Annotated in this window: 21 protein-coding genes, 1 tRNA gene and 1 pseudogene; 18 read left to right on the top strand and 5 right to left on the bottom strand. The window is 45.9% G+C overall.

What is annotated here, in order from left to right:
- Positions 1-27: 27 nt before the first annotated feature.
- The 4 genes from NSQ20_RS10245 (at position 28) to NSQ20_RS10260 (ending at position 4,409) form a co-directional block, all read left to right on the top strand.
- Entirely contained in the window at positions 28-765 is a 738-nt protein-coding gene (locus tag NSQ20_RS10245) for an SDR family oxidoreductase (protein WP_340032388.1), read from the top strand.
- A gap of 59 nt (positions 766-824) precedes the next feature.
- Entirely contained in the window at positions 825-1,727 is a 903-nt protein-coding gene (locus NSQ20_RS10250) for a LysR family transcriptional regulator (protein ID WP_017689438.1), read from the top strand.
- A gap of 160 nt (positions 1,728-1,887) precedes the next feature.
- Positions 1,888-2,625 (top strand): fused MFS/spermidine synthase, encoded by a 738-nt coding sequence (locus tag NSQ20_RS10255; RefSeq protein WP_036609741.1) that lies wholly within the window; start codon positions 1,888-1,890, stop codon positions 2,623-2,625.
- Between the two features lie 164 nt (positions 2,626-2,789).
- Entirely contained in the window at positions 2,790-4,409 is a 1,620-nt protein-coding gene (locus NSQ20_RS10260; RefSeq protein WP_340032389.1) for a sensor domain-containing diguanylate cyclase, read from the top strand.
- A gap of 62 nt (positions 4,410-4,471) precedes the next feature.
- Here NSQ20_RS10260 and NSQ20_RS10265 read toward each other — a convergent pair whose 3' ends face one another.
- Complete coding sequence (locus NSQ20_RS10265; protein ID WP_036609739.1) at positions 4,472-4,834, bottom strand: helix-turn-helix domain-containing protein; 363 nt, start codon at positions 4,832-4,834, stop codon at positions 4,472-4,474.
- 223 nt (positions 4,835-5,057) lie between these two features.
- Positions 5,058-6,050, bottom strand: coding sequence for a Gfo/Idh/MocA family oxidoreductase (locus tag NSQ20_RS10270; protein ID WP_340032390.1), 993 nt, complete (start codon positions 6,048-6,050; stop codon positions 5,058-5,060).
- 226 nt (positions 6,051-6,276) lie between these two features.
- Here NSQ20_RS10270 and NSQ20_RS10275 point away from each other — a divergent pair.
- Positions 6,277-6,360, top strand: a tRNA-Leu gene (locus NSQ20_RS10275).
- Positions 6,361-6,466: 106 nt separating this feature from the next.
- On the opposite strand, the gene NSQ20_RS10280 is transcribed toward NSQ20_RS10275, so the two are convergent.
- The gene (locus NSQ20_RS10280; RefSeq protein WP_036609735.1) at positions 6,467-6,652 is read right to left on the bottom strand and encodes a hypothetical protein; all 186 of its coding nucleotides are present in this window, start codon (positions 6,650-6,652) and stop codon (positions 6,467-6,469) included.
- Positions 6,653-6,810: 158 nt separating this feature from the next.
- Here NSQ20_RS10280 and NSQ20_RS10285 point away from each other — a divergent pair, with 158 nt between their 5' ends.
- Positions 6,811-7,965 carry a sn-glycerol-1-phosphate dehydrogenase gene (locus NSQ20_RS10285; RefSeq protein ID WP_340032391.1) on the top strand — a complete coding sequence of 385 codons (1,155 nt, stop codon included), beginning with the start codon at positions 6,811-6,813 and terminating at the stop codon, positions 7,963-7,965.
- 222 nt (positions 7,966-8,187) lie between these two features.
- On the opposite strand, the gene NSQ20_RS10290 is transcribed toward NSQ20_RS10285, so the two are convergent.
- A complete protein-coding gene (locus tag NSQ20_RS10290) occupies positions 8,188-8,784 on the bottom strand; it encodes a helix-turn-helix transcriptional regulator (protein WP_017689431.1) in 597 nt (198 codons plus the stop codon).
- A 448-nt stretch (positions 8,785-9,232) separates the two neighbouring features.
- On the opposite strand from NSQ20_RS10290, the pseudogene NSQ20_RS10295 reads away from it, so the two are divergent.
- From NSQ20_RS10295 to NSQ20_RS10340, 10 genes and pseudogenes are all read left to right on the top strand, one after another.
- Positions 9,233-9,616, top strand: a pseudogene (locus tag NSQ20_RS10295) (phage holin family protein); the annotation flags it as partial.
- A gap of 285 nt (positions 9,617-9,901) precedes the next feature.
- Entirely contained in the window at positions 9,902-10,189 is a 288-nt protein-coding gene (locus NSQ20_RS10300; protein ID WP_017689429.1) for a Dabb family protein, read from the top strand.
- A gap of 173 nt (positions 10,190-10,362) precedes the next feature.
- A complete protein-coding gene (locus NSQ20_RS10305) occupies positions 10,363-10,824 on the top strand; it encodes a HepT-like ribonuclease domain-containing protein (protein WP_076318399.1) in 462 nt (153 codons plus the stop codon).
- Between the two features lie 10 nt (positions 10,825-10,834).
- Complete coding sequence (locus NSQ20_RS10310; RefSeq protein ID WP_047842352.1) at positions 10,835-11,749, top strand: DUF4261 domain-containing protein; 915 nt, start codon at positions 10,835-10,837, stop codon at positions 11,747-11,749.
- Between the two features lie 183 nt (positions 11,750-11,932).
- Positions 11,933-12,310 (top strand): YtxH domain-containing protein, encoded by a 378-nt coding sequence (locus tag NSQ20_RS10315; protein WP_017689426.1) that lies wholly within the window; start codon positions 11,933-11,935, stop codon positions 12,308-12,310.
- A 221-nt stretch (positions 12,311-12,531) separates the two neighbouring features.
- Positions 12,532-13,341 (top strand): glutamate racemase, encoded by an 810-nt coding sequence (racE, locus tag NSQ20_RS10320; protein WP_076249991.1) that lies wholly within the window; start codon positions 12,532-12,534, stop codon positions 13,339-13,341.
- A gap of 227 nt (positions 13,342-13,568) precedes the next feature.
- Positions 13,569-14,780: a M14 family metallopeptidase gene (locus tag NSQ20_RS10325; RefSeq protein WP_340032392.1), complete on the top strand. Its 1,212-nt coding sequence runs from the start codon at positions 13,569-13,571 to the stop codon at positions 14,778-14,780.
- A gap of 196 nt (positions 14,781-14,976) precedes the next feature.
- Positions 14,977-15,234, top strand: coding sequence for a hypothetical protein (locus tag NSQ20_RS10330; protein ID WP_036670081.1), 258 nt, complete (start codon positions 14,977-14,979; stop codon positions 15,232-15,234).
- Between the two features lie 142 nt (positions 15,235-15,376).
- Positions 15,377-15,679 carry a heme biosynthesis protein HemY gene (locus tag NSQ20_RS10335; RefSeq protein WP_036609727.1) on the top strand — a complete coding sequence of 101 codons (303 nt, stop codon included), beginning with the start codon at positions 15,377-15,379 and terminating at the stop codon, positions 15,677-15,679.
- Between the two features lie 21 nt (positions 15,680-15,700).
- A complete protein-coding gene (locus NSQ20_RS10340; RefSeq protein ID WP_017689421.1) occupies positions 15,701-15,922 on the top strand; it encodes a DUF1450 domain-containing protein in 222 nt (73 codons plus the stop codon).
- 100 nt (positions 15,923-16,022) lie between these two features.
- On the opposite strand, the gene NSQ20_RS10345 is transcribed toward NSQ20_RS10340, so the two are convergent.
- Entirely contained in the window at positions 16,023-16,421 is a 399-nt protein-coding gene (locus NSQ20_RS10345; protein ID WP_340032393.1) for a hypothetical protein, read from the bottom strand.
- Positions 16,422-16,570: 149 nt separating this feature from the next.
- Between NSQ20_RS10345 and NSQ20_RS10350 the strand changes: the two genes are divergently transcribed.
- Together NSQ20_RS10350 and NSQ20_RS10355 are read left to right on the top strand one after the other, a co-directional pair.
- Positions 16,571-16,852: a hypothetical protein gene (locus NSQ20_RS10350; protein ID WP_076326962.1), complete on the top strand. Its 282-nt coding sequence runs from the start codon at positions 16,571-16,573 to the stop codon at positions 16,850-16,852.
- Between the two features lie 173 nt (positions 16,853-17,025).
- A complete protein-coding gene (locus NSQ20_RS10355) occupies positions 17,026-17,856 on the top strand; it encodes an aldo/keto reductase (RefSeq protein WP_036670089.1) in 831 nt (276 codons plus the stop codon).
- Positions 17,857-17,923: the final 67 nt, after the last annotated feature.

Genomic DNA, 17,923 nt, shown 5'->3' on the forward strand with positions numbered 1-17,923 from the left:
AACAACTAAATAAGGAGCGATTAAAATATGTCCAATGTAAAAGGGAAAGTGGTTGTCATTACCGGTGCGAGTAGTGGAATTGGCGAGTCAACAGCTCGATTGCTTGCACAGCATGGAGCACATGTAGTTATTGGAGCTAGACGTATGGAACGTTTGGAGGCATTGGCCTCCTCCATTCGTTTGGAGGGCGGATCGGTGGAGTATCATTCGCTGGATGTTACCAGATTGGAAGAGATGCAAACCATCGTTGACCTCGCTCAAACTCGCTATGGACGTATCGATGTTATTTTAAATAACGCTGGAGTTATGCCGCTATCTCCCCTTGAATCGTTAAAAGTAGATGAGTGGAATCGCATGATAGATGTTAACATTCGTGGTGTTCTGCATGGCATTGCGGCTGGACTGCCCGTCATGAAAAAGCAGGGTTTCGGCCAGTTTATTAATATCGCCTCTATTGGAGCCTATGCCGTGTCACCAACGGCAGCGGTGTATTGTGCAACCAAATACGCGGTCCGCGCCATTTCGGAGGGGTTGCGACAGGAATTAGGCGGAGATATCCGTGTAACCCTTGTATCACCGGGCGTGACGGAATCGGAACTCGCGGATACGATTTCTGATGAAGAAGCACGTGATCTCATGAAAGAGTATCGGCGCATATCCATTCCTGCCTCGGCGATTGCGCAAAGTATCTTGTATGCCATTAGCCAGCCGGCAGAGGTGGACGTAAATGAGATTGTAGTGAGACCGACAGCAAGCATGGCTTAAGTTCGGATCCTCTTTTGGTATATAATAGATTCAATTGATACGAAAAGAGGAATAGTGCAGTGACATTACAACAACTAAAATATGTGATCGAAGTTGCCACGCGCGGTTCCATGAATGAAGCAGCCAAAAGGTTGTTTATCTCGCAACCCAGCCTTTCGAATGCCATTCGGGATCTGGAGCAGGAGTTGCGAATTACTATTTTTGAACGTACCAATAAGGGAATATCTCTGTCTAAAGAAGGCGTTGAGTTTCTGAGTTATGCACGTCAGGTGGTAGAACAAGCTGAATTGCTGGAGAATCGTTATCTGAACGCCAAGCCATCCCCGCAGCACTTCTCTGTATCGACGCAGCATTATGCGTTTGCAGTGAATGCCTTTGTTCGTCTGGTGCAGCAGTATGGTCAGGATGAATACGAGTTGGCGCTTCGGGAGACAAAGACCTACGAGATTATTCAGGACGTGAAAAGCCTGCGTAGTGAAATTGGCATCCTGTATTTGAATGAGTTCAATGCCAAGGTAATTAACAAATTGTTAAAAGATGCGGGATTGGTTTTCACGAGTTTGTTCACAGCCAAGCCCCATATCTTTATCAGTGTGAAGAACCCGCTGGCGAAGCAGGAGTCGGTTGCAATCGAGCAACTGCAGGATTATCCGTACCTGTCATTTGATCAGGGAGAGTACAATTCCTTTCACTTTTCCGAAGAGATCCTGAGTACGTTATCTCACCCCAAAAGCATACAGGTCAATGACCGCGCAACATTGTTTAACCTATTGATTGGTCTGAATGGTTATACGATCTCTACGGGCGTACTTAGCGCTGATCTGAACGGAGACGAGATCATTCCTGTACCGCTGGAATGCGAGGAATCCATTAATGTAGGGTGGATAAGCCACAAGAGCACTTCTCTCTCTAATCTGGGTGTAGCATATGTCCAGGCTCTGCATGAGGCCATAGGGTCTTAGAAGTGTTAAATGGTTCATCAAAAGGCCGTTTCCGTATGAGTCGGAACGGTTTTTTTGTTGTACTATGATCTTTAAAGTATAGGGTGGTATGTTGTCATCACGTGTAATAGAATGAAGGTATATGTCGAATGTGTGCAAGAGATCGAAGGGAGAACGGTTAGTGAGAGTTCTGTATCGGAATAAAAGTGAACAGCATGAGCTGACGGTATATGATACCAAAAAGCTTTATGGAGAGAAGGGCCAGTTTCGTGTATTAGAATTCTCCAATGCAGCTGTGCAGGGAGCCATGGATCTGGATGAGCCTAACCGGATGGTGTTGGAGTATCCGAGAGCGATGGTGCATCTAATGGAACGGAATGATCCTGAGTTTGATACCGTATTTGTGGTGGGACATGGTATTGGCACATTGCCAACCTACTTGTCTGATCGTCAGGTAAAAGTGGCTGAGCTTGACGCGGAGGTCGTGGAGTTGAGCCAAACCTTTTTTGGTTATGAGGGAAGCCCTGTGCTCATTGGGGATGGTCGTGAATTATTGAGCCAGGAACCTGCTGCGTCATATGATTATATTATTATTGATGCCTTTACGGCAACGGGTACACCCGAGCAGTTTATATCCAGTGATTTTTTTGCGATGGTCAAGGACAAGCTGGACTCGGACGGAGCTGTCATCCTTAATGTGTTTGGGCGTGCGGGCAACGATCGGCTTGTCAATGCGATCTATACGACACTTCAGGCACAGTTTGCCTATACACGTGCATTCGCATTACCTACAGAAACAGCGGATGAAGTTCAGAATCGCATTTTAATGGGTAGTCATCACCCGATCGAATTTCAGGTTCGTCAGATGGCAGGGTTTGTTGAACAAGAGCCAGAAGAAGGATATATCATTGTCGATTAGGGCGATCCTGAACAGTGATTCTTCCAGGGAAAGTAAAATGTCATTAAATCGTCAATCTTACGATGTAATTGTTAAGATTTCTCAGTCTCTTTATTTGATCTTAACAACTTTCGTATAAGATAGAAGGAATATGCTTTTTCATGAAAATCCGGGGGAAGTAAACGATGATTGCACAGATCAAGAGATCTAGAAGATTACGAAGAAAAATAAAAAACATCAAGAAGATCAGCCTCACGGCTTTACTCGGCGGGTTGGTCACTATTTCAGTTATAATGACATTGACCCTCATGGTCATCTCATCTTATACATCTCAGAAACAGTCACTCATTGATAACACCCTGTCCTTAAACTATGCAAGCGCTGTGCAAATGAGTCAAACGCTGGATTCGCTTTTTTATTCCATGCAAGAGAGCTTGAAATATGCAGCCAATTATTTCCCGGATATGGATCACTCCAATACAAAAGAGTTGAATTCCACATTGGATTTGGTTCGCAATAGTAGTAATTTTTTTAATTCCGTTTCTTTGGTAGATAAAGCGGGAGTAGTCAGGTCTACCTCACCTTACTCACAGGCTAGCGTAGGTCACCATGTTAGTTCCAATGCAGCAAAAGAAGCGGTTAGCTTGAGGACTTCGTATATCTCCGAAGCGTACCAGACACCCAGAACCAAACGCAGAATTGTATTTGTCAGTGAACCGATCTTTGATTCGGCAGGGGAGTATCAAGGAACAATCGGTGGAAATATCTTTTTACAGGAAAATAATATATTGAGTCTGTCTTTTGGCAGTCAGCTCAAGACAAGTAACGGGTCCTACTTTTTTATTGTGGATAAGAAGGGCACTTTGTTATTTCACCCAAACACCAACCGAATTGGTGAAAATGTCAGTAAAAATGAAGTGGTGCAAAAGCTGTTAGCAAACAAGCACGGTAAAGAACAATACAAAAACCTGGCAGGTGTGGATTCGCTTGCAGGTTATTACAAAGTTCCATCAACAGGTTGGGGCGTCGTAATCGTGTCTCCAACCCAAACGGTGTACGATCAGTTGAATCATCATATCCGTATGTTGTTGCTGTACACTTCAGTGCCTTTCCTGATCCTGACCCTTATTGTGGTTCGGGTTGCACGCAAGCTGGCCAGTCCTTTTGCTATGCTGGCTGATTTGGTGAATCAGGTCGATAAGGGACAAGTAGAACTGCCTGTGATGAAACCTCACTGGAATAGAGAGGCAGACCTTCTAACAAGAGCAGTTGTTGGCGCATTGGCGAACTTTAGGAAACAGACAAACCAGCTTGTCTATGATGCCAGAACAGATGTTTTAACAGGCATGAACAATCGCAGAACCTTCGAAGAAGTCATTCAGGAATGGATTCAGGATGAGGCGCCATTCTCCATTATTGTTCTGGATATCGACCGCTTCAAGTCCATTAATGATACATTCGGGCATCATGCTGGGGATGAAGTATTAAAACACATTGCCAATATCATTCAATTGTCTGTTCGACCAGAAGATGTCTGCGCCCGGTTTGGTGGAGAGGAATTTGTAGTCTTGTTAAGAAATTCCGAGTCTAACGTCGCTTTTGAGATTGCTGAACGTATCCGAATAACGGTCGAAGAAAGCGTATTGCCTATAGATCGTTCCGTGACCATCTCGGCTGGAATTGCTGAATATCCGAAGCACTCCACAACATCCACAGAACTGTTTCACTTGGCGGATAATGCACTGTATCAAGCGAAGGAAGAGGGACGTAACCGTACGGTTACGATCCAATCGGTTATTAAATAAGCAAGTAAAGAAGCAAGTAAAGAAGCTGTTCCCTAAACACCAGGGACAGCTTCTTTTGTGTACTATACCTCTTGTGAGGATCTGGCTAGAACCTCATTTGTATACGTTTCTCCCCAATCTCGCATGCTGAAGATAATCGGCCGTAACGTTTCACCAAATGGTGTGAGGGAATACTCCACTTTCGGTGGGATCTGGGGGTATATTTCACGATGAACAATTCCGCTGCTTTCCAACTCTCGAAGTTGCAGGGTGAGCATACGCTGGGTGATGTCAGGAAACAATTTTCGGATCTCGTTAAATCTCAAAGGACCGGAGAATAAATGATACAAAATGGCACCTTTCCATTTGCCTCCGATCACACTGAGGGTAACTTCCACGGAACAGCCGTATGGCGCGGGACATAGCTTGGTTGCGTCCTTTTTCATTATAAGTACACCTCCACTTTCCGGTGATTTTCTATAGTATCTATTTGGGTGGTTATATTACATAACGTACGTATAGTTCATGAAAGAGCATATCACTTATGATGCGGATTATAAACCCTAATTCTAGGCGAAGGCAGATGTGCTGATGTCTATAATATAAAAAAGAGCCCCGGTTTCAGGCTCTTCGCTGGAAGTATAAAATATGATGATGAGCGTATATACGCTACTTCAGTGACGATAGAATGGAGTCACATAGAGCCATTGTTGCAATATTATCCCTGGCGCTGGAATGTGGGACAGTCTGATTCTGGCAACACGCGATGAAGTGCGCCATTTCACCAACAAACCCGCGTAGATAAAGGTCACGATAAGCTCCGGACATGGGAGATCCGGAAGGTGTATATACAGTATCCTGCTCCTCGAGAGATTTCCAGGGAAGGCTGGTCGAGCTTCGGGATTGATGAACAGTAAGTGTGTTGATCTCTTCAGCTGACGCAAATCCGTTGTCAAAGGTGACGAGTACACTTTCACTCTCCCGTGACCAAGCACTCATGCCGGTAAAATAAGCGCTGCCTACTACGTTATTCTCAAATACAAGGGAAATGCTTTGATTAATGTGTTCCCCGTCCTTCACGGTTGTGCCTGTAACTCGTATTGCTTCTCCGAATAAGTAACGCATCAGATCGACCATATGAATGGCAGCGAGCTTCATGAACTGTTCCTCATCCTTGCAAAATGGGGTACTGTCTACAGCGAATTTCATCTGGAATGAACGTACATTACCTAGCGAACCACTATCAATGATCTCCTTCAGCTTCATGTATATGGGGGCATAACGTTTCATAAAACCAACCATGACAACGACGCCAGCCTGCTCGGCAGCTTCTGCTACAGTGGCGGCTTCCGCTGCGTTCCATCCGAGCGGCTTATCCACGTATACATTCTTGCCAGCCCCAATGCATTCGAGAACAAGAGCGGTCTGATCTACAGGCTGGGCGACCACAACGACACCGTCACAAGTTTCCTGCTGTAACATAAGCTGAGCGTTATCATACGCTTGTCCGTTGCTGCCAAATCGCAGCAGAGCTGCTTCAGAGCGTTCCATACTGCGTGTGGCAATGGCCTGGATCTGCGCTCCGGCTTCAACAACAGAAGGGTAAATATTCGTGGATGCATGAAACCCTGCACCGATAAAGCACAGATGGGTTGTTTTCAAGGTGGATCTCTCCTTCATTTTTGCATTCTTATGGATGGTATATTTGTTGATTAATGCTACGATAGGGTGTTTGAAGTTGAGAAAAAAGGACATATGTCCTATTCTTGAATGAGTAAAAAAAGAAGTTGCATTTTTATTTTGGAGCATGTATACTCTGAATTACGGTAAAACAAGGAATTGTTTCACCGGAACGCTTTTCATCGATGGATGAGGAGATACATATTATGCGGTCGTGGCGGAATTGGCAGACGCGCACGGTTCAGGTCCGTGTGGGCTAACCCCCGTGGAGGTTCGAGTCCTCTCGACCGCATCTAACAAAAAAAGGTTCGTGAGTTGCTCTAGGGCAATTCACGAACCTTTTTTTATTTTGTGGATCATTCGTGTGAAGCCTACATTTTGCTACCAGCATGCTAATGCTAATGTTGCCGCTGGCGCAGAATGACTGCCGTGATGATCCCAGCAATGGCTCCTGCAATACCAAATAGCGTTACACTGGCAACCACTTCAACCGACTGGAGACGAAACAAAAAAGCGATACCGCTGCCAAAAGTGGTTCCAGCGAGAAATCCGAGCGAAATTCCTAATTCTTTCGTTAATTTCATTGCTTCACCTACTTGGAAATGTGAGATATGGATTTGCAAATATTGGATACAGGCAGTAAAGTGTGATCAGGAAAATCATCACATTTTATTTCCTTTTTTATCTTGTGGTTTTAACCCGTTAATTATGCATGATATCTCATATGGGAGGGTAAGAGCGAATGAATATGAACGAACGAATTGCAGCATGGAATGAGGAAGCACAGCAGTGTGCTTGCGGTCATCAACACCGAGTGGTGGATATGCTGATACATCTGGAAGCTGGGGCCATTCAGAGGTTACCGGGTTATTTGTCTGAGCAAGGATATCGTCAGGTGACGGTTGTTTATGATCGACATACGTTTCGGGCCGCCGGATCTGATGTGCTGAGTAGTATTCGCGAAGCGGGAATGCATGTGGATGAGATCGCTCTTCCGGAGAATCGCACGGGGGATATCATTGCGGATGAAGCAGCTATTGTGCAGGTTATGTTGGGTGTGAGACTCGAAAGTCAGGCTGTAATTGCGGTGGGTTCAGGTACCATTCATGATCTGGTGAGATTTGTTTGTTCCAAAATGAATAAGCCCTTTCTGTCGATACCGACAGCGGCTTCAGTAGATGGCTTTACCTCTGCTGGTGCACCCTTAATTGTAAGCGGAATCAAACAGACATTTCAGGCTGTTCCGCCTGAAGCCATTTTTGCCGATATGAATATCCTGGAGCAAGCTCCCCAAGTGATGACAGCTGCCGGATTCGGAGATATGCTTGGCAAATATACTTCCCTTGCAGACTGGATTGTTTCTCGTGATCTGGGCGGGGAACCGTTCTGTCCGGTTGCTTATTCGATGACAGAAGAAGCGCTGCATACCTGCATAGATCATGTACAAGCGATTGCGGAGGGGCGAGCAGAGGGAGTAGCTGTATTAATGGACGCCTTAATTGTTTCCGGTATCTCCATGCTGATCATTGACCATTCTCGTCCGGCATCTGGAGGTGAGCATCATCTGTCCCATATTTTGGAGATGGATCTGATGCAAGCGGGAGAAAGACCGGTTCTGCATGGTGCCAAAGTTGGCGTAGCATGTGCATTACTTACAGTGAAATATAAAGAACTTGCACAGACATCGGGTGAACCGGTGTTTGGGATATATGACCAATTGCCGGAGGCTTCTCAGCTCATCGCATGGTTGGAACAAGTAGGTGGCCCTGTGACTACTGAGCAACTCGGTGTAACCCCGGCGATGGTGGAACATGCATTCAACACAGCGCATACGCTTCGTCCTCGATATACCGGATTGAGATATATCAATGAAGTGTTAAACACGAGATTAGGATGACCTTTTAGAGAGAATGATCATGATGAAATGCATTAACTTCGCTTGTAGCAGGCTGTGATGGCTCTCCTTGGGAGCAAAAGACGAAAAAGGGTAGGTTATCTGACATTTATGCTGGAATAGCCAGAACAGTGCTTCAAGTCCGAGAGAGAAGGCATGCATTTATTTTAAAAAAGGCTCTGGCCTCCCTATGGGGAGATCAGAGCCTTTTGGCTGTTCGCTTATTTAGTTGTTGCGACGATCTTTCAAGATGACATCTGCGAACAAAATAGTTTTCGGGATACGGAAAAATTGCTCCGCTTGTTCCTGAAATGCAGCAGAAGGCAGTGTTCCCTGATGCAGCCATTTGCGGAAAGTGCCGGGATGAACCCCGATCCAGTGGCTGACATCTGTCACCGACAGATCATGGACCATACACAAGCCTGTCAAAATACGGTTACTAACCGGAGAACGGGTCACCGTACGCTTCATGAAGCGAGATGACTCGGGTTGACATATGACAGGGCTATTACGTACAACTTCTTCATTGAAGAGAATATGACGCGGGTAGCCGAGTAATTGGCAAGTCTTGTCCAAATTGGTACTGCCGGGTATCCGTCCTTCATATACCCACGCACTGACACTACGTGAAGAGATGGAAAGGTCTTCAGCGAGCTGGGACAACTTGATATCATTGGCCATCAGCACGGCAAGAAGAACACGATTGCGGATTTGACAGCGTGTCGGTTTTCGGAATCGTTTAACACGGACGCCTTTTCCCAAGTATTTACGGTTGATCAGAGACCACGCCTGGATGGAATGTTGTTCTGGTTGATTAGGCATATTTCCTCCGATTTTTTTTAACCAAATACTACAATAAACAACGGGGTACTTTCAAGTGCCGGGATTACCGGTTACAAATGCGTCAATGCGTCAATCCACGATAAAGAGGGAACTACGAACTAGACCATGCGCAATTCACATCCTAGTATATTCCTAGATTACAATGTTTCACTAAAAATGAGGGGAGAAATTGGACAGGAATAAAAATAATATAGTTCTAATTACTTATTACTAGGTCTAAAGAACTTTTATCTGTTTTTTGTTGATATGATGCGGTTTATTTCCCTGAATTCCCCAAAAGCATGTGATTTTCGTTCCCCTGTTGCGAAGAGGATGTGCACAAATCTGAAATGATAAATCCGCATGTTCAGCATGACATGTGACCTGTCAAATCTCTTACTTTTACATATATTGTATGATACTCAAGTGTAAAGGAGAGGTGAGGAACGTGCATCTATCTGTGAATACCTTTGCTGTCATCTCGGGAGCATTTGTTACGTTTGCTTTTGGCGGATGGGATCAATTGCTGAGCCTGCTCGCGGTCGCGATGGCTGTGGATTATATAACAGGTTTGGCAGCGGCGGTAAGAACAGGTACCGGCTTGAATAGCAACATTGGATTCTGGGGGATTGCCCGCAAAGGGCTCATGCTGACCGTTGTTTTGCTTGCTCATCGAATTGATCTGATCATGGGAACCGATTTTATCAAAGGCGGAGCTATTTATTTCTATCTGGTGAATGAACTCATTTCGATTACCGAGAATTATGCCAAAATCGGTCTTCCATTGCCTGCAAAGCTCAGACAGGCCATTGCAGTGTTGAAGAAACAGGAGGATCAGGAGTATCTGACGAATCGTGAATGGTCCAAACCGCAGCAAACCCCGGACAACATCAAACAGCAGGCTGAAACAGGACAAACTTTGCAGGATGACTCCGAGAAACAGACGGAGGATGGATCGCAAAAGAAATCCGAATCGAAAGGAAACGGTTCGGATTAGTTTTTCTTATCAAGAGAACGTTTCCAAGTATCCTTTCGTAATAGAGAACGTTATGATATATTTTGGATACATGAAAATTCATTCATTTCTACTATTATATTAAACGAGGTGTTTGCCCAGATGATAAAACATATTGTCCTGTTCAAAATGAAAGATCGCTCAGCAGAAAGCATTGAAGCTGCAGCTCAGGTGCTTCGCAATCTGGAAGGTAAAATTGATGTCCTGGTTTCACTTGAAATCGGGATTGATGTGCTTCGCTCGGAGAGATCGTTCGACATTTCACTCACAGCGGAGTTTGCGTCACTGGAGGATCTCCAGGCGTATCAGGTACACCCGCTTCATCAGGAAGTTATCAAGTACATGAACGAAGTCAGAGAACAGTCAATTGCAGTGGACTACGAAATCTGATCTATCATTCAAACTACGTTGAGATAAAGGGGACTCTGCATGAGCGATTTAAGAGACGTTATGGAATTTCTATATATTTTTGTTGTGTTTCTAATCGCTTGTCCTGTGATGATATTCTGGCTTAAGCGAAGAGGGAAACGGAACCGATAACTCACTGAACGGGAAGTGAACGAATGTATTATGTGAACAGAGAACAGATTGCCCGCCGGCTTGCTGCTGTACCGGAAGTAGCTGAAGGGCTTCGCGGGGCAGCAGAAGCTTGGGATGGCAGTCTCATGCTGGGTATGGTACAGGAACGTTGTCTTCACCTGGCGATCGAGATTGTTACCGATGTGGGAAGTTATCTGATAGACGGCTTCATCATGAGAGATGCAAGCAGCTATGATGATATTATTCAGATTAATTATGAAGAAAAGGTTTTTGATAATCCGACCTATGAGATATTGCGTCAGCTTGTCACGTTACGCAAGCCACTGGTGCAGGATTATTACACTTGGGAGCGGTCTGAGCTCCATCCACTTAGCGTAGAGTTGCCGAGTATACTTGAACATTTTACTACTCAGGTTAGCGCCTACGTGGAAAAAGAACTTGGTCCTTTCAATACGGCACAGGCCGAGGGACAGCGTAAGGAATGAGGGAAATCGCATGACAAATGAATCAAAAGAATTCAATGAAGTAAATACTGAAAGTAACGAAACAAATGAAACACCTTCCGGATTCCATCCGGTGTATATGGTTGAACTTTTGTTCCGGGAACGTCCAGAGGTGGATCGCCTGCGTTTGCAGGAAGCTATGATCCGTCATACAGGACAAGTCCGACTGGATGTGAAACAAGAGAGCGGAGGGCAAAAGCATGAGATGCTTGTCTTCTATCATCTGGACCACAAGGTATCCTTCCAGGAAGGGGATATCCCTGCTCAGACTTGCATGCTTCCTGTGAATGAAATCGCAGATCGTGCTCGCTTTGGCGGTGCTCTGCAACAAGCATGGCATTGGCCGGAAGTGGGACAAGCTGTGGAAGCTGCGCGTTACTCCATTCGGATACATGATATGTTCACGGCTGCCATGCCTCGTAAACAGCGCCTGGAGCTGTTTCAGAAGACTGTACTGGCAATCATGGAGAGTGTGACCTGTGACGCGCTGTATTGGTATGGCAGTGATAAGCTGGTTGAACCGGAAGCATACACGCAAGCTCAGGAACGTGAGGAACATCTGTATGCAGCCATGAACGTTCGAATGTATCAAGCCGGAGGTACAGAGGAACAGCGCGGGTTGGTCATGGATACCGTGGGATTATCTGCGCTGGGTGTACCTGATGTCCAGTGTCACTTCGTTGGTCTTGATCCCGATACGGTGGCTCAGACCTTACTGGGTGCAGCATATTACATATTTGATCAGGGGGATGTTCTGCAAGATGGACAGACACTGGGTTCTTCAGGTGGACGTCGCTGGCGTTGTGAACATCAGGCAGCATTGATTGCACCTGGACGATATGTGATTGATTTGGACCCGGGGGATGAGCATGCCGCGGCTGATCTCGAGCCGGCTCGTCAGAACTGAGTTTAAGCCGTCATTTGCATCCATTCAAAAAGGGCGTTCAGATTATTTTTAACATCTGGAGTGTCAAGTCAAGCCTGTGCTGCTTATAATGCATCAACAGAGTAGGCATTCGCCCGGATGGCTGAGCGACAGACCGTTGCTTCTGATCCGGTACTTAAACAATAGTAAAGGGAGAGATGTGACGTGAAGGATTCTAACAAAAGTTTGTTGTGGGGAGCTCTTATTGGCTCCGTGGTTGGTTCAGTAACGGCATTATTGCTGGCACCGAAATCAGGGCGTGAACTTCGTCAGGATATTACAGAAGGTGCTCGTCAGGTATCGGAGAAAGGTCAGGAACTGGCTGGTATCGTGGGAGAACAAAGTTCGCAGATTGTATCCAAAGTTAAAGAGACCGCAGATGTTGTGATTCAGGATATTCAATCCTGGCGTAATTGCGCTGAAGGGAAAGAAATTCGCATCTCGGCAGCCATTGTGGATAACGATATCGATAAAACAGTGGATGAACCCGGAATTGACATCGTAGCGAAGCTTCCTGCGGATGAGTCCAAGGACGACAACTAAGCAAAGCTTAGGATAAGCAGGCTTTCCTCTATTTAGAGGAGAGCCTGCTTTGTTGCGTGTCCACACATAGATGACGTAGCGCGTGGATTTAATTTGAACCCTGCGATGAAATCGGGTAAGATGTAGGTACCTTTTTGCCGGAATGTTCATACGGTAGGAAGAAAGCTCTGAGAAACAATCGTTTTGAGAACCAATTCAATGAAGAAGGAAGCGGTGTGTTCGTGCAGCAAGCAATCGCTATATTAGACTCCGGTGTGGGGGGATTGACCGTCGCCAAGGAAGTGATGCGTCAACTCCCGCGGGAAAAGATCATTTATTTTGGGGATACTGCCCGGACACCGTACGGACCCCGTTCGTCCGAACAAGTAAAACAATTTACGGAACAAATCGTTGATTTCTTGATCCAATTCGATCCGAAGGTTATCGTTATCGCCTGTAACACAGCAACAGCAGCCGCGTTGGAGTATATCCGTGGCAAGGTGAATATGCCTGTCATTGGTGTTATACATCCAGGTGCGCGGGCCGCAATCACAGCGACGCGTACAGGACGTATTGGTGTGATTGGTACCACAGGTACCATAGGTAGTGGGGCTTATACATCGGCACTCAAGCAGTTGTCCCCCTATATTGATGTGGTCAGTCAGGCTTGTCCGGCGCTGGTGCCGTTGGTGGAACAAGGTGAATTTCGTTCCGAGCACACGACACATACGGTGGAACAATCATTGGGCGAGATCAAACAACAGCCAATTGATTGTCTTATTCTGGGTTGTACGCATTATCCCTTTCTCATGGACACGATTCAGGAAGTTATGGGGCAGGAAGTAAAGTTAATCAGTTCAGCAGATGAAACGGCACGTGAAATCAGTACAATTTTATATGATAAACGAAAGCTGGCCAGTGGGGATGAGACTCCGGTGCATCAATTTTTCTGCACGGGTGACCCGAGAATGTTCCAGAATATCACCCGCCGATGGTTGGGGGAGCAGATCTCCAAGACCCCTGTTGTCTGGCAAGTTACGCAATTATCATAGTTATACTCAAATTATGCATGAATAAGACTTTTAATTAATGTATTTTGGTTGTGGACTATCCCGGAACTGTGAAGTTCCGGGATTTTTTGTCGTCATTATGCATTAACCGGAGATAAACATGATTCTTGTCACATGACGGACAACCTTACCTGCATACATATGGTACAGACACGAAATCGGTCAGAACGGACAGGAGACCTGTCTTTTCCTGTGGAAAGGAGAACAACATGGATCTACAGTGGATTATTGTTCAGCGGGGAGATACGTTGCCGCGAATTGCGTCAGCACACCATATGACCAAAGAGTTCCTTGCTGCACTAAACCCGGAAGTGGCTTCCCAGCCGTACTTGCTGGCAGGTCAGATGCTGCGTATTGCCCCCGGGACAGGTCGCAGATACGCTGTACCGCCTGGAGAACGTGTAGGGGAGATTGCAGGGAGATTTGGTCTGGACGAAGAGGTGTTGCGCCAGGCCAATCCCGAAATCACCAATATAACCGACTGGGTTGGTCGCTGTATTCATATTCCGGCTTCGAATGGAAAAACTATTGTAAAGATTCAGGGAGAGTATGGTTATCGAGAATTAATCAGGGATATAGACAAGCTGGAGAATCAATACCCGTTTATTGAAACGGGGTCCATTGGAACAAGTGTCATGGGGAAGTCGCTGCCTTATTTGCGTATTGGGCAAGGGGCGAGACATATCCATGTTAACGCTTCCGTTCATGCGAATGAGTGGTTGACAACAGCAGTTCTGATGAAGTTTATTGAAGAGTATGCCGAGGCGTATGGTACGCATAGGACATGGCATCAATACCAGACAGATCGCTGGATGCAAGAGACGACACTCTGGGCCGTGCCGATGGTTAATCCGGACGGGGTTGAACTGGTTCAGGAAGGTGTGGTCAATCAGCATCCACATGCACAGCAGTTGTTAGCCTGGAATGCGGACAGATCACATTTCACCCATTGGAAGGCCAATATCAGAGGGGTGGATCTGAATGATCAATTTCCAGCCCATTGGGATGAAGAGGCAGCGAGAAGGGGTATTACCTCACCTGGCCCCAGGGATTATGCGGGAACAGCGCCATTGACAGAACCAGAGGCACAGGCGCTTGCGCAGTGGACGCGGCAACACACATTTGATGCGGTTGTATCCCTGCATAGTCAGGGACAGGAGATCTATTGGAACTACCGTGATCTGGAACCCAGGGAGAGTGGACCGCTGTCGCGTAGACTCGCCAAAGCTTCCGGCTACAAGGCGGTGAAGCTCGGTGGCAGTGATGCCGGATACAAGGACTGGTTTATTCAAGATTTCGGTAGACCGGGCTTCACGGTAGAAGTTGGATTGGGTGTTAATCCGCTTCCCGTAGAACAGTTTGATGATATTTGTATAGAAGTGGGAATGTTGCTGGCTGAACTGTTATCCAATGGACAATAAGGCAAGACCCCGAATTACGAAGGTGTGAAACTTAACAGTAGATCATTCGTATAACAGGAACGGACGCTATGAGCGACGTTCCGTTTTTATTATTTTTTATAATGGCATGTTACGTCATTCGTTCTGAATGGTTTTCGAACGGGTAATGATGGATGTGCCTTTTCGGCGACATATATAATTATACGGAGGGATTCAAATGAAGTGGAGAAGACTACTGTCGTTCAAACGATGGACACAAGTTTTCAAAAGGCTCCCCCGGCTGCTCCGGGCTCCGCAGATTCCTTTGGGAGAAAAGCTGTTGTTTATTATTCCAGCGCTGTTGTACTGGGTACTTCCTGACGTAATGCCGTTTATGCCCATCGATGATATCGGGGTCACTTTGATTCTGATGAACTGGTTTGTAAGCCGGGCAGAACGTAAATATCCTGTGCTTCAGGAGGGGACACCTTCTTAATTTGCGGCCCGATGGATCATTTTAACATTGAATTCGCATCAATGTTATTGCGAAGAGCGGTAACTTTCTTTACAATAGATGCTGTAGTTTAAGAATGCTGAAATTGTTGAAACCTGCAATTACAATATAGGAGATGAAGAGAATGAACTGCAAAATTACGCGTAATGCTGCTAAAGTATTGAAGCTTGAATTGGACAAGCCGGAAAACGAAGGGAAAAAACTGCGCGTTGTCATCACCCATGCACATGGTGACCATGCTCACTACGGGCTTGATATCGACACACCAAAAGAAAATGATACAGTTGTATCTACCGATAAAGAGATTGATGTCATTCTTGCAAATGACCAGCCTTTGTTGAACGGTGTTAAAATTGACTACCTCTACTTCCCGGAAGAGGGATTTGTTATTACGAATCCGTCCCAAGGTAATCACGGCGACCACTAAGGGCGCGAAGAAGGGGAACTCATGGCTAACGATATCCGCGTATGCGAAAAGTGTAATCATGTCCGACTGAAATCGATTGTGCCCAAGTTGCAAAAAATGGCTCCAGACACGGAGATCAAGATTGGGTGCAAATCCTATTGCGGTCCTTGCGCGAAACGTGCATTTGTCTTTATTAATGGTCGGTATATCAGTGCGCCGACAGAAGAAGAAGTGCTCGCCAAAGTTGCAAAGTTCGTGAAGTAATAGGATATAACAAGGTGAGTGGAGAAAACTGTCCACACATCAGAAAGGAGGGGCTACGTGCCTCTCCTTTTTTGCGTTTGGGTAGCAGTGAAAGGATGTTTTATTCCATAGCACCTTTGACCATTTCAGTAATTTGGAAGGAATCTTCTTGAATTTCAATGGCAATGACGGCAGTATCCTTTTTCAGAAAATGTACATGCCCCAGTCGTTCTTCCTCTAATTCCACCCATCCTGTATCCGCTAGCTTCTGAAAATAATCCATTGGCGGGTAGAGTCCTTGCTCACCCCCAATATGTTTCAGCTCATACTTAACACCTTCTTTAAGAGTGGGATGATCGGAATAAGCTATGTTTTCAATAAGTTTTGCATTGGTTGGAACCGGGATGTCTGGGTTCATGGATGACGCTGTATATCCTTCTATCTCGTATGTAGCTGGAGCGCAGCCTTGTACCCAAATGAGGAAGGGCAGCATACAGAGTGTCAGTAATATTTTCTTCAAATGAATTCCTCCCGACTCACATGATTATCTAATAAACGTAGCGTAATCAACTAAAGTTACGATAAAAATACAAAAGAAGAATAAGGAATGCTTGTGTTATCCATCCTAAAGGGGTAACAGGAACATGATAATCCCAAGGAGGAATACTCATGCCGAAGCGTTATGATTCCAGTTTGCAAGCCGATACCACCGTATCTCAGGCGCAAAATGCGGTGAACAAGCTTCATTATGCTGTATCTCAGGCCATGTCTCATCCGACGGCACAGACCATTGTACAGGCGGAACGACGTCTGGCACACACGGAGCAGGCGATGCGACAAGCAGAGCTTTCGCTCGGAGGGCAAGGTGTTGAGTTGGCAGAGGAAATGTTCATCGAGGAGAAGAGACGATTGAATTCTATCCAGAGTCAGCACGGTCAAGGGAATATATAACGTTCCTGTCACATCAGAACCCGCAGGGCAGTAATGCTTTGCGGGTTTTTCATATCTTTTGCAAAGACTCTCGATCATGGGTTTACTCCCACAATATGTCGAATGGCCGCTTAAAATTCTGTGAGAAGGTTAATAGAACAAGAGCAGGCAAAATTCCATACGGGAGGTACAGAATGACAAAACATATTACAGATTGTACGATTCTGAACAACGGAGTAACGATGCCATGGCTAGGATTTGGAACATATAAAGCAAAAGGTAAGGAAGTACAACAGGCGGTTGAGACCGCTTTGGAGGTTGGATATCGCAGTATTGATACCGCGTCCATCTATGGCAATGAGGAAGAAGTGGGACAAGCTATTGCAAGCAGTGGTGTTGCCCGTAACGAACTGTTTGTGACGACCAAGCTCTGGAACGAGGATCAGGGATTTGATTCAACGTTGAGAGCATTTGAAGCCAGTCAGAAGGCACTTGGACTGAATGTGATTGATCTTTATTTAATTCACTGGCCTGGCAGAGACCAGTATAAGGAGACGTGGAGAGCATTCGAACGTCTATATAGCGAAGGAAGCATTCGTGCGATTGGTGTGAGTAATTTTCAAGTACATCATTTGCAAGATATCATAGATGAAGGTGGCACGGTCCCTGCGGTTAATCAGGTAGAGCTGCATCCGGGTCTGATCCAGCAGGAACTTCAGGATTTCTGCGGGGCGCAGGGAATTCAACTGGAGGCTTGGAGCCCGATCATGAAAGGCAAGCTGAACCAAGAGTCCACGCTCAAAGCGCTGGCCCAAAAATATGGGAAAACGCCAGCACAGATCATTCTGCGCTGGGACATTCAGAATCAGATAGTGACGATTCCGAAGTCGGTTACCCCGGAGCGTATTCGTGAGAATGCGGACATCTTTGACTTTGAATTGACACCGGATGAGTTGAGACAGATTGATGCACTTGATTCCGATAAGCGGACGGGTCCACATCCGGATCAACTGTTCTGGGATTAAGTGGGTAGACGCTAATTGAATATAATTGTTTGATGAACTACTGGTGGTTGTTCCGGTTACGGAATCA

The organism is Paenibacillus sp. FSL K6-1122 (genome assembly GCF_037977015.1).
Taxonomy (GTDB): Bacteria; Bacillota; Bacilli; order Paenibacillales; family Paenibacillaceae; genus Paenibacillus; species Paenibacillus amylolyticus.